At 73.4% G+C, this 11,763-nt stretch carries 12 protein-coding genes and 1 pseudogene; 5 read left to right on the top strand and 8 right to left on the bottom strand.

Annotated elements, in window-relative coordinates; translation table 11 throughout:
* Positions 1-127 precede the first annotated feature (127 nt).
* Positions 128-751, top strand: coding sequence for a carbonic anhydrase (locus AB0K10_RS14450; RefSeq protein ID WP_363683398.1), 624 nt, complete (start codon positions 128-130; stop codon positions 749-751).
* 71 nt (positions 752-822) lie between these two features.
* Here AB0K10_RS14450 and AB0K10_RS14445 read toward each other — a convergent pair whose 3' ends face one another.
* Complete coding sequence (locus AB0K10_RS14445; RefSeq protein ID WP_007463527.1) at positions 823-1,152, bottom strand: hypothetical protein; 330 nt, start codon at positions 1,150-1,152, stop codon at positions 823-825.
* Positions 1,153-1,459: 307 nt separating this feature from the next.
* On the opposite strand from AB0K10_RS14445, the gene AB0K10_RS14440 reads away from it, so the two are divergent.
* The 3 genes from AB0K10_RS14440 (at position 1,460) to AB0K10_RS14430 (ending at position 4,084) form a co-directional block, all read left to right on the top strand.
* Complete coding sequence (locus AB0K10_RS14440) at positions 1,460-1,951, top strand: DUF3145 domain-containing protein (protein ID WP_363683396.1); 492 nt, start codon at positions 1,460-1,462, stop codon at positions 1,949-1,951.
* Positions 1,952-2,037: 86 nt separating this feature from the next.
* Complete coding sequence (locus tag AB0K10_RS14435) at positions 2,038-3,771, top strand: glycoside hydrolase family 3 N-terminal domain-containing protein (RefSeq protein WP_363683394.1); 1,734 nt, start codon at positions 2,038-2,040, stop codon at positions 3,769-3,771.
* Between the two features lie 94 nt (positions 3,772-3,865).
* A complete protein-coding gene (locus AB0K10_RS14430; protein WP_363683392.1) occupies positions 3,866-4,084 on the top strand; it encodes a hypothetical protein in 219 nt (72 codons plus the stop codon).
* A 90-nt stretch (positions 4,085-4,174) separates the two neighbouring features.
* Here AB0K10_RS14430 and fabF read toward each other — a convergent pair whose 3' ends face one another.
* The 7 genes and pseudogenes from fabF to AB0K10_RS14395 form a co-directional block, all read right to left on the bottom strand.
* A complete protein-coding gene (gene fabF / locus AB0K10_RS14425) occupies positions 4,175-5,401 on the bottom strand; it encodes a beta-ketoacyl-ACP synthase II (RefSeq protein WP_363683390.1) in 1,227 nt (408 codons plus the stop codon).
* A gap of 2 nt (positions 5,402-5,403) precedes the next feature.
* Complete coding sequence (locus tag AB0K10_RS14420; RefSeq protein ID WP_007463517.1) at positions 5,404-5,643, bottom strand: acyl carrier protein; 240 nt, start codon at positions 5,641-5,643, stop codon at positions 5,404-5,406.
* Between the two features lie 84 nt (positions 5,644-5,727).
* Positions 5,728-6,672, bottom strand: a complete 945-nt coding sequence (locus AB0K10_RS14415) for a beta-ketoacyl-ACP synthase III (protein WP_363683388.1) — start codon at positions 6,670-6,672, stop codon at positions 5,728-5,730.
* A gap of 14 nt (positions 6,673-6,686) precedes the next feature.
* Positions 6,687-7,595 (bottom strand): annotated as a pseudogene (locus AB0K10_RS14410) (ACP S-malonyltransferase); the annotation flags it as partial.
* A 78-nt stretch (positions 7,596-7,673) separates the two neighbouring features.
* Positions 7,674-8,975 (bottom strand): helix-turn-helix domain-containing protein, encoded by a 1,302-nt coding sequence (locus AB0K10_RS14405; protein ID WP_363683386.1) that lies wholly within the window; start codon positions 8,973-8,975, stop codon positions 7,674-7,676.
* A gap of 46 nt (positions 8,976-9,021) precedes the next feature.
* Positions 9,022-9,723, bottom strand: a complete 702-nt coding sequence (locus AB0K10_RS14400) for a response regulator transcription factor (protein ID WP_363683384.1) — start codon at positions 9,721-9,723, stop codon at positions 9,022-9,024.
* Entirely contained in the window at positions 9,720-10,922 is a 1,203-nt protein-coding gene (locus AB0K10_RS14395) for a histidine kinase (protein ID WP_363683382.1), read from the bottom strand. Before AB0K10_RS14395 ends, AB0K10_RS14400 begins: the two co-directional genes overlap by 4 nt.
* A 200-nt stretch (positions 10,923-11,122) precedes the next feature.
* Between AB0K10_RS14395 and AB0K10_RS14390 the strand changes: the two genes are divergently transcribed.
* Positions 11,123-11,662: a hypothetical protein gene (locus tag AB0K10_RS14390; protein WP_363683380.1), complete on the top strand. Its 540-nt coding sequence runs from the start codon at positions 11,123-11,125 to the stop codon at positions 11,660-11,662.
* The last annotated feature ends 101 nt before the right edge of the window (positions 11,663-11,763 follow it).

Here is an 11,763-nt window from a genome sequence, read left to right as displayed (position 1 = left end):
GCACCACCGGCACCGTGATACCCGGCGGTAACACACCGGCTACCCGCCAGGAGACCCCGCCAATCGCGCCGGGGCGAACATTCCGGACCCCGCCCGTGTTCGTCGGCGGCGAGCCAAGCTGAACGGCATGGAGGCGGTGGGGCAGGGGCGGCAGGCCGGCGGTACGCCCCGCGCCGCGCTCGCCGAGCTGCTCGCCGGCAACAGGCGCTTCGTCAGCGGCCAACCCGTCCACGGCCACGACGTCACCGCCGCGGCGGCGGCCGCGTCCGGCGACCAGCAGCCGTACGCGGTGGTGCTCGGCTGCATCGACTCGCGCGTGCCGCTGGAGGCGATCTTCGACCAGACCTTCGGCGCGATCTGCGTGATCCGTACCGGTGGGCACGTGCTCGACCGCGCGGTGTGCGGCTCCATCGAGTACGTGGTCGGTCAGCTCGGCGTACCGCTGGTGCTGGTCCTCGGACACGAGCGGTGCGGCGCGGTGGGTGCCACGGTGGACGCGCTGCGCACGGGGGAGCGGCCCGGCGGTTCGCTGGCCCACCTGGTCGACGAGATCGCCCCGGCGGTCATCGAGGCCGGGCTCGACGATCCGGCGGTGCTCCCGCTGGCGATCCGCCGACACGTTCGACGCACGGTAGACGTGCTGCGCGAGGACGACCTGCTGGCCGGGCCGGTCGCGGCTGGCCGGGTGGCAGTGGTGGGCGGCCTCTACGACCTGGCCACCGGCGAGGTCGAACTGCTCGAACCGGCCTGAACCCGGACGCGAAACCGCCCGCCGGGAACTCCCGGCGGGCGGTTCGGTGGTGCTGTGGTGGGGGGAGGGGATCAGCCCTCGAAGACGCCGGCCGCGACCAGGCGCTTCTCGGTGGCCTCCCAGCCGTCGTTCGGGTGAACGGCAGCCAGGTTGTTGATCTCCGCCCGGATCTTGGCGGCGTGGCCGGCGGCGGCCAGCACCCGGATCTCCTCGACGAAGGCGTCGGAGTCGGTGCGCAGGTGCGCGGTCTTGCCGTTGGTCAGGTTGCGCACGTAGGCGTGCTTGCCGCCGTTGAGCGGGATGAGGTACTTGAACTCGCCCAGCACGCTGAGGGCGCCACCCTGGCCAGCCTGGCCGGCCCGGACGGACGCGCGCGCGGTCTTAGAGGTGTTGCTCGCCACGGAGGTACTCCTTGCAAGACGTACGGGAGGACTGGACGTCCGGGGGCTGTGTGCGGGTGACACGGAGTCGGCCCGCGAAGGTGTAACGCGGCAGAAGCCGCCGATGGAACTGTACAGGACCACGACATCAGGCTGGTCGTCGCGGTGTCCTGAGAGGCAACGGAGACCACCCGTCCGGCTATTCCGGGAGGCGTTTTTTCCGATTCCCTGGCGCACCATCCGTCACACAAGTCATCATGTGTTGCAGCAACCACTCGGGTGAACGAGGTCGTAGGGGAAGACGCACCTCGCTCTCCGGGAGGTCACCGTGCCAACGCGTGGCGTCGTATACGTCCACTCGACCCCGCTCGCCGTGTGCTCGCACGTCGAGTGGGCGATCGCGCGCGTCCTAGCCGCGCCGGTCAACCTGCAGTGGACGGCTCAGCCCGTCGATCCCGGCGCCCGCCGGGCCGAGTGCGGGTGGACCGGCCGTCCGGGGACGGGCGCTGAGCTGGCTGCTGCCCTCCGGCAGTGGCCCATGATCCGTTTCGAGGTCACCGAGGAGCCGAGTCCCGGCACCGATGGTGAGCGCTTCATGTACGTGCCCGCCCGTGGCCTGTTCCGGGCCACCGTCGGCGCGGCAGGTGACATCCAGCTCGGCGAGGACCGGCTGCGGGCCCTGATGGCCTCCGCCCGGGCCCCGGAGGCGCTGTCACACGCCCTGGACAAGGCGCTCGGCACCGCATGGGATGCTGATCTGGAGCCCTACCGGTACGCCGGGGACGGGGCGCCGGTGACGTTGCTCACCCGCGTCGGCTGACCTCGGCTACCGCCCCGCTGGCCAGGGGCTCATAGGCGCTGCGACCGGTAAGGTCAAGTTGCCCCGATAAGGGGGAAGCTGGTGGGATGGGCGACGTGCCGATTCGCCCGCGACACGCCGGTGTCGCCGTCGCCGCCCTGACCGCCCTGCTCGTCTCCGGCTGCTCCGGCACCCCGGACCGGCCCGACCCGACGCCCGGTCCGACAGGCACCTCGGCGGCCCCGAGCGCTCCCGCCGCGACCCCGGCCGACGATCCGGCCGCGCGGGCCGCCGCCCTGGTCGCCACGCTCTCCGACGAGGACCTGGTCGGGCAGGTGCTGATGCCGTACGCCTACGGCGACTCGGCCACGAAGGTCTCGGCCGGCTCCGCGGCCGGCAACCAGGCCCTCGCCGGCGTCGACACCCCCGCCGAGATGATCGCCAAGTATCGGCTCGGCGGGCTGATCCTGGTCGGCTTCAGCGCCGACGACCCGACCAAGGGCAACCAGGAGACCACAAATGTCGACAACCCGAAGCAGGTCCACGAGCTGACCACCGGGCTGCGGGGCGCCGCCGGGCGGTTGGCCGCCGGCCCGGCGCCCTTCCTGATCGGTACCGACCAGGAGTACGGCGTGGTCACCCGGGTCACCGACGGAGTCACCATCCTGCCCAGCGCGCTCGCCGCCGGCGCGGCCGGCGACCCGAAGCTGACCGAGGCCGCCTGGCGGGCCGCCGGCGCCGAACTCGCCGCCATGGGCATCAACGTCGACTTCGCCCCGCTGGCCGACGTGCTGGCCACCCGCAGCACGGTGATCGGCTCCCGGTCGTTCGGTGCCGACCCGAAGCAGGCCGCCGCCCAGGTCGGCGGCGCGGTCCGGGGCCTGCAGGCCAGCGGCGTGGCGGCCACCCTCAAGCACTTCCCGGGGCACGGTCACAGCGCCGACGACTCGCACAAGGACCTGCCGGTGCTCACCCAGTCCGCGGCAGAGCTGCAGAGCGGCGCGTGGCCGCCGTTCACCGCCGGTTTCGAGGCGGGCGCGATGGCCGTGATGTCCGGCCACCTGGACGCGCGGGCCATCGACCCGGGCACCCCGGCGACCTTCTCCCACAAGCTGCTCACCGACGTGCTGCGCGGCCAGCTCGGCTTCAAGGGCGTGGTGATCACCGACGGGATGAACATGCCGCCGGCGAAGCGCTGGGCACCCGGCGAGGCAGCCGTCCGGGCGTTGAACGCCGGCAACGACCTGATCCTCATGACCCCGAACGTGGGCCAGGCGTACGACGGGCTGCTCGCCGCCCTGCGCGGCGGGTCGCTGCCCCGGGCCCGGCTGGTCGAGGCGGTCACCCGGGTGCTCACCATGAAGTTCCGGCTGGCGGCGGCCCCCACCGAGCCGATGTCCACGCTCAACACCCCGGCGCACCGGGCGGCGGCGGACGCGTTGGCCGCCGGCGCGGTCACCGTGCTGCGGGGCGCCTGCGGCGGCGCGGTACGCGGACCCGTCACCGTCACCTCCTCCGGTGGCCGCGACGCCACCCGGGCGGCGCTCACCGCCGCGCTGACCAAGGCCGGCGTGAAAGTGAAGCCGAGCGGCGGGACAGTGGTGCACCTGGTCGGCTACGGCGACGGTGACAGCGACCTGCGCGCCGACGCGGCGGTCACCGTCGCCATGGACACCCCGTACGTGCTGGCCAAGGCCACGTCACCGACGCTGCTGGCGACGTACTCCTCCAGTCGGGCGTCGATGACCGCGCTGGCCGCCGTGCTGGCCGGCAAGGCCCGCCCGGCTGGCCGGTCGCCGGTGGCCGTGTCCGGCCTGCCCGCCACGACCTGCGGCGCCTGAGCAGTCCGGCAGGCCTGCCCGCGCCCGGCCGTCTGTTCTCCCGCCGCCGGAAAACGCCTCGCCCCGGGCGGCACCGGCCTGGCAGCCTCGTCGCATGACAACCGCACAGGGCTTCCGGTACGACAAGCGTGCCGACGGGACGGTGGTGATCACGCATCACGGCCGGTTGGCGGGCACGCTGCGCGGCGCCCGGGCGGCGGAGTTCCTCGCCGAGGTCGACGACGACCCGCAACTGGTGATGGCGCGCTGGACCGGCAACTACCGCCACGGCAACGAACGCACCGCCAAGCAGCACCCCCGCAACCGGGGCTGAACGTGCCGAAGGGCCCCCTCACCAGAGGGGGCCCTTCGGTAATGCCCGCAGAGCTGCCGTTTCCGGACGCTGCCGTCTCGTACCGCCGGGTCAGGGCCGTGCGAAGACGAGCGCCACGTTGTGGCCGCCGAAGCCGAACGCGTTGTTCAGCGCGGCGGGGATCTCCATGTGGCGTGCCTTGTGCGCGGCGACGTCCAGGGTGAGACCGGGCTCCGGGTCGTCCAGGTTGATCGTCGGAGGGACGACGCTGTCGCGGATCGCCAGGATGGTGGCGATCGACTCCAGCGCGCCGGCCGCACCGAGCAGGTGACCGGTCATCGACTTCGTCGCGGACAGCACCGGGTGGTCGCCGAGCGCCTTGTGCAGCCCGCCGATCTCCAGCATGTCACCGACAGGCGTCGACGTGGCGTGCGCGTTGACGTGCACGATGTCCTGCTTGGCCACGTCCGCGTCCGCGATCGCCTTGGCGATGGCCCGGATGGCGCCCTCACCCTCGGCGTGCGGCTGCACGATGTCGTACGCGTCGGACGTGATACCGGCGCCGGCGAGGCGCGCGTACACCCGGGCACCCCGGGCCGCGGCGTGCTCGGCACGCTCCAGCACCAGGATCCCGGCACCCTCACCGAGGACGAAGCCGTCGCGGCCCCGGTCCCACGGGCGGGAGGCGCGCTCCGGCTCGTCGTTGCGGGTCGACATGGCCCGCATCGAGCTGAAGCCGGCGATCGGCAGCGGGTGGATGACCGCCTCGGTGCCGCCGGCCACCACCACGTCGGCCCGGCCGGAGCGGATGATGTCCAGGCCGAGAGCGATGGCCTCGGCGCCGGTGGCGCAGGCGCTGGCCATCGAGTGCACCCCGGCCTTGGCACCCAGCTCCAGCCCCACCCAGGCGGCCGGACCGTTCGGCATCAGCATCGGGATCGTGTGCGGGGAGACCCGCCGTGGCCCGGAGGCCTCCAGGATGTCGTCCTGGGCGAGCAGGGTGGTGGCGCCGCCGATGCCGGAGCCGACGCTGACGGCCAACCGCTCCCCGTCGAGGTCGGAACCGGCGAGGCCGGCGTCCGCCCAGGCCTGCTGCGCCGCGATGATCGCGATCGCCTCGGAGCGGTCGAGCCGGCGCAGCCGGACCCGGTCCAGCACCTCGGACGGCTCCACGGCCAACTGGGCGGCGATCCGGACCGGCAGTTGCGCGGCCCACTCCTGGGTGAGGGCACTCACCCCGGAGCGGCCGGCGAGCATGGCGTCCCAGGTCGACGCGACGTCCCCGCCAAGCGGGGTCGTCGCGCCGAGCCCGGTGACGACGACGTCAGGACGACTCATGATCAGGACTGCGCCTCGATGAAGCTGACGGCGTCCCCGACGGTCTTGAGGTTCTGCACCTCGTTGTCCGGGATCTTGACGCCGAACTTCTCCTCGGCGGCCACCACGACCTCCACCATGGAGAGCGAGTCGACATCGAGGTCGTCGGTGAAGGACTTCCCCTCGGCCACGTCGTCCGGGTTCACCCCGGCAACCTCTTCGAGGATCTCGGCGAGGCCGGTGGTGATCTCGTCACGGGTCATTACGGTTGGTTCCTCTCATAGGGGGTTCTCCGGCAGCCGGCGTCGCCGACCGCCGCTCCTCGACGCGTACGCGTCCGAGGGGGTTCAGGGGCAGCGCACGACCTGACCGGCGTAGGTCAGGCCACCGCCGAAGCCGAACAGCAGCACCGGGGCGCCCGAGGGCACCTCCCGACGCTCGACCAGCTTCGACAGGGCCAGGGGCACGCTCGCCGCCGACGTGTTGCCGGACTCGACGATGTCCTTCGCGATGATCGCGTCGGGGATGTTGAGCCGCTTGGCGATTCCGTCGATGATCCGGGCGTTGGCCTGGTGCGGCACGAACGCGGCCAGCTCCGACGGGTCGACCCCGGCCCGCTCGCACGCCTGCAGGGCCAGCGGCGCGATCGCGGTGGTGGCCCAGCGGAACACCGCCTGCCCCTCCTGCTGGATGTACGGGCGCCAGCCCTCGATGCGGACCGCGTCGCTCTTCTCCGGCACGGAGCCCCAGACGACCGGGCCGATGCCGGCCGGCTCGTCGTCGGCGGTGGCGGTGACCACCGCGGCGCCCGCGCCGTCACCGAAGATGATGCAGGTGGAGCGGTCGGTCCAGTCGGTGAAGTCGGACAGCTTCTCGGCGCCGATGACGAGCGCGTTGCGCGACGCACCGGCCCGCACGGCGTGGTCCACGGTCCCCAGGGCGTACGCGAAGCCCGAGCAGGCGGTGTTGACGTCGAACGCGCCCGGCGAGGCGATGCCCAGCTTGGCGGCGACCCGGCAGGCCACGTTGGGGCTGCGGTCGATCGAGGAGCAGGTGGCGACCACGACCAGGTCGATGTCGGAGGCGCTGAGCCCCGAGTTGGCCAGCGCCTTGCCGGCGGCCGCGGCGGCCATGTCGGCAACCGTCTCGCCGTCGGCGATCCGCCGGCTGACGATGCCCACCCGGTCTCGGATCCACTCGTCGTTGGTGTCCACGAGCTGGGCGATGTCGTCGTTGGTCACCACCCGGGAGGGCTGGTAGTGCCCCATCGAGACGATGCGACTGCCAGTCATGAACGACCTCCGATACGGGCGATCAGGTCCCGTGCGGCCGGTAGGTCGTCCGGGGTGTTGAGGGTGACGATCTCCGGGGCGCCGTCGCCCTTGAGTTCCCGCTTGACCAGGCCGGCGAGGGTGCCGGCCGGGGGCAGCTCGATCACGCCGGTGACACCGAGGTCGGCCAGCGTGCGCATGCACAGGTCCCAGCGCACCGGCGAGGTGACCTGACGGACGAGCCGCCGGACCATCTCCGAGCCGCTGTCGACAGCGGTGCCGTCTAGGTTCGACAGCAGGGTTCGAGCCGGGTCGGCGGGGGTGATTCCGGCAGCCTCCGCGGCGAGCGCGGTCTCGGCCGGAGCCATGTACGGGGTGTGGAACGCGCCGGCCACCTGGAGTCGGATGATCCGGGTCCGGGCGGGCGGCTCGGCGGCGAGTTTGTCGAGCCCGTCCAGGGCGCCCGCGGCGACGATCTGCCCGGCGCCGTTGCGGTTGGCCGGGTACAGCCCGTTCGCCTCGATTGCGGCGATCACCTCGTCGGGGTCACCGCCGAGCACCGCGGCCATTCCGGTCGACTCCAGCGCGCACGCGGCGGCCATCTCCCGGCCGCGTACGCCGGCCAGGGTGATCGCCGCGTCGGCGGACAGCACACCGGCCAGGGCGGCGGCACCCAACTCGCCGACGCTGTGGCCGGCGGTGAGCGCGACGCCGTCGAGCGGCAGGTGCTCGGCCGCGAGCAACGCCGCGGCGACAAGCAGAGGCTGGGTCCGGGCGGTGTCCTTGATCTCGTCGGCGTCGGCGGTGGTGCCCAGGTGCAGCAGGTCGACCCCGGCCAACGCCGACCAGTCGCGCAGTCGCGCCTCGGTGCCGGTCAGGTCGAGCCAGGGGGTCAGGAAGCCGGGTTTCTGGGAACCCTGGCCGGGACTAAGTACGGCGAGCACGCCTATGACTCTCCCGGATACGAGTGGGTAGCGCTGTGCCGAGGCCGACCAAACCGCACTAGAACCTTTGGAGGTTTCTCACAAAGATCGGCGGGGATCATCGCTGCTTTGGGGGGATTTCCGGGCGGCCGGGGTCAATGTCTGGGTCGGGACCGCCGTGACCACCGGGACCACCGGATCCAGCCGACCGACCGTCAACGCCACCTGGAGCGCGAACGCGTCCCGGGGCGACAGCGGCGAGAAGCCTGTCACCTCGGCGATCCTGCGCAGCCGGTACCGCACCGTGTTCGGGTGCACGAACAGCGCCCGCGCCGCGCTCTCCAGTGTGCCACCGGCGGCCAGGAAGGCGTCCAGGGTCTCCAGCAACTCGCCACCGGCGCGCACAAGCGTCGCGTACACGTCGTGGCGCAGCCGGCGACGCGCCTCCGCGTCGCCGGCGAGAGCCCGCTCCGGCAACAGGTCCGCGGCCGGCACCGGCCGGGGGGCGGTCGGCCACGCCGGCGCCGCCCGGAAACCGGACAGCGCGGCCCGCGCCGACTCCGTCGCCTCGTCCAGGCTGGGTACGGCCGGACCGACCACCACCGGGCCGTCACCGAACGCGTCCAGCAGCTTGCCGGTGGCGCTCAGCGGATCCGCCGCGCCGCCCAGCACGATCACCAACCGGTCACCGTGCACCCCACCGATCACCTCGACGCCGATCCGCCGCGCCTGCCGGTACACCACGTGCAGTACGGCGGAGACCTCCCCGCCGGGGGAACGGCCGACCGCCACCGCGACCGGCGGCGCGTCCGCCCAGCCCAGCGCGGCGGCCCGGCTCGCCAGGACGTCCGGCGAGTCGCCGCGCAGCAGCGCGTCGACAAGCAGGGCCTGTAGCCGGGCGTCCCACGCGCCGCGCGACTCGGCGGCCCGCGCGTACACCCGGGCGGCGGCGAACGCGATCTCCCGGGAGAAGCGCAGCACCGCCTCGCGCAGCAACTGCTCCTCACCCTCGGCGGCGAGCTGCGACACCTGCTCCTCGACGACGTCGATGGTCACCTTGATCAGTGCCACGGTCTGCTGAAGGGTGATCGACCGGGCCAGTGCCTGCGGCGCCGCGTCGAACACCTCGTCGGAGACCTCCTGGGTGCTGTCCGCCGTGCCGCCACCGTCGCGCAGCCACTGCACAAGTGACCGGGCGCCCGCCTGGGCCACGAGCATCACCCAGGAGCGCTGGTCGGCCGGCAGGGCGCGGAACCAGGGCAGCGTCTCGTCCATCCGGGCCACGCTGGCGGTGGCCAGCGCTCCCGCCGAACGCTCGATCCGGCGCAGCGTGGCCGCCAACTCCCCACCGTCGGGCGTACTCACCGCCCTAGCCTGACACGTCGTGAGCAGGCCATCCACGCCGGCACCGGTCGGCGGGCCCCGGGACGGCCGGCCCGGCGCAGGGTCACGGCGGCGCGGGCAGACCCAGCTCCTGCGCCAGGATGGCGGCCTGTACCCGGCTGCGCAGGTCCAGCTTCGCGAGAATCCGGCTCACGTGTGTCTTGGTGGTGCTCTCCGCCAGCACCAGCCGGTCGGCGATCTGCTGGTTGGACAGGCCCAGGCCGAGGCAGGCCAGCACGTCGCGTTCGCGGGGGGTCAGCGTGGCCAGCGCGGCCCGGGTGGCCGCCGACGCGCCGGGCGCGGTGGCCGCGAAGGCGGCGATCAGACGACGGGTCACCGTGGGGGCGATGAACCCCTCACCGCGCGCCACCGTGTGCACCGCCGCGACCAGTCCGGCCGCGTCGGTGTCCTTGAGCAGGAACCCGGACGCCCCGGCGCGCAGCGCGCCGAAGACGTACTCGTCCAGGTCGAAGGTCGTCAGCACCAGCACGTCGGCGAGCCGGTCGGCGACGATCGCCCTGGTCGCGGCGATCCCGTCGAGGCGTGGCATCCGCACGTCCAGCACCGCCACGTCGGGACGCGCCTCCCGGCACAGCCGGACCGCCTCGTCGCCGTCGGACGCCTCGCCGACCACCTCGATGCCCGGCGAGCCGCCCAGGATCAGGGCCAGCCCCGCCCGTACCGCCGGCTGGTCGTCCGCGAGCACCACCCGTACCGCCGTCGCCGCGCCCGCGTCGCCGCCCAGGTCCAGTCCCGGCCCGCTCACCCGCCCTCCCCGGTCGGCAGCGCGGCGCGGACCTGCCAGCGGCCGTCGTGCGGCCCGGCGCTGAACCGGCCGGCCAGCAGCGCCGCGCGCTCCCGCATCCCGATCAGCCCGGCCCCGGCCCCCGGCAGCCCCGACCCGCCCGACCGCACCGGATTCTCCACCGTCAGCACCACCTCGGCCGGCCGGTACGCGATCGTCAGCTCCGCCTCGCCCGTGCCGTGCTTGAGGGCGTTGGTCAGCGACTCCTGCACGATCCGGTACGCGGCGAGGTCCACCGACACCGGCAGCGGACCCGGTGTGCCGTCGGTGTGCACCCGTACCGCGAGGCCGGCGGCCCTGATCCGCTCGACCAGGCCGTCCGCCTCGACGAGCCGCGCCGCCACCGTCTCCGGCGTCGCGTCGAGGGTGCCCGCCGTGCTCGGGTCGCCAGCGTTCGGCTCGCGCAGCAGCTCGATCATCTGCCGCATCTCGGCCAGGCCCTGCACGCTGCTCTCCCGGATGACCCGCAGCGCCGACTCCACCTGGCCCCGCTCCAGCCCGGGAACGGAGAGCACCGCGGTGGCGTGGATGGCCACGGCGCTCAGGTGGTTGGCGACCACGTCGTGCAGTTCCCGGGCCATCCGGGCCCGTTCGGCGCTGACCGCCTGCCGGCGGTCCAGCTCGACCAGCCGGGCGGTCTGCTCGGCCCGTGCCCGCTCGGCGGCAGCCTGGTCGCGGTACTGCCGCACGCTGATCCCGGTCAGCACCGGCAGCAGCCCGGCGAGCACCACCGGCACCCCGACCGCCGCTCCGCGCCACTGCCCGAAGCCGAGAACACCGACCACCGTCCCGATCACGCTCAGCGTTCCGGTGATCCCCAGCAGCCACCGCCACAGCCGGGGCGGGCCGTACACGCAGGCGTCGTAGAGCACCTGCGTGTAGACCACGACCGTGCCCAGCGAGTTGCCCAGCGCCGTGTCCACCACGAGCGCCCCGGTCCCCACCGCCAGGCTGGCGCGTGGCGAGACCCGACGCAGGCCGACGGCCACACACACCGCCAGCAGGGGCGCCAGGAACAGCGCCTGCGGCACGTCCGGGTGCGGGATGATCTGTGGCTGCATGCCCAGGCCGTACAGCACCAGGCCGCCGATCAGCGACGCGCCGGCAAGCGTGAGGTCGCGGCCGGCCGTGCCGGAGCCGAGCCACGGTGGCGGTCGCATGCCCCGATCCCACCACAACCGTCGGCCCTCCGACTCCGACCGGGGAAGGAGGCTTGCGGCGGCGAGATGCGCCGAAAGAGGTACGTCGAGCGCGGCGGGCCGGCCGGTCCGTCGAAGGGATGACCGCGATCTCCTCTCCGACGTCGAGGTTCGAGCCCCGCCGATCGGTGACGCTTGTGGCGTCGTCGGGGGAGGTCGCCATGGTGGTCGCAGTGATCATCGGTTGTGAGATCGCGTTCTGGGTGCTGCTCGGCGCCGGACTGGTGGCCCGCTATCCGCTGCGCCGGCCACGACTCGGCGCGGCGCTGCTGCTCTGCGTGCCGTTAGTCGATCTGGCACTGCTCGCCGCGTCGGTGATCGACCTGCGCCGCGGCGCGACCGCCGGCGTCGGTCACGGTCTCGCCGCCGCTTATCTCGGCTTCTCGGTGGCCTTCGGGCACTCGATGGTGCGCTGGGCGGACCAGCGCTTCGCCCACCGGTTCGCGGGCGGCCCGCCACCGCTGCGGCCGCCCCGCTACGGCTGGGCGCGCACCCGCTACGAGTGGCGTGAGTGGGCCAAGGCACTGCTCGGCTGGATCATCGCCTGCGGCCTGCTCGGTGCCGCCATCCTGTGGGTCGACGACGCCGAACGGACGCGCGGGCTGGTGGGCTGGATCCAGAAGCTCACCGTCGCCCTCGTGATCTGGCTGGTCGCCTTCCCGGTCTGGGAGACCCTGTTTCCTCGCCGCCCGAAGCGTTGACCCGGGGGTACGCCGTGCACAGGCCGTCGGTCCCGGCCAGTACGGTGGCAGGGCACGTCGGGGGGAGCGCCCCCGCGCGTGAGTGCGAGCGTGAGGAGACC

The sequence above is a fragment of the Micromonospora sp. NPDC049274 genome (assembly GCF_040678875.1).
GTDB lineage: Bacteria > Actinomycetota > Actinomycetes > Mycobacteriales > Micromonosporaceae > Micromonospora.
This window is presented reverse-complemented; position numbering and strand designations above follow the sequence as displayed.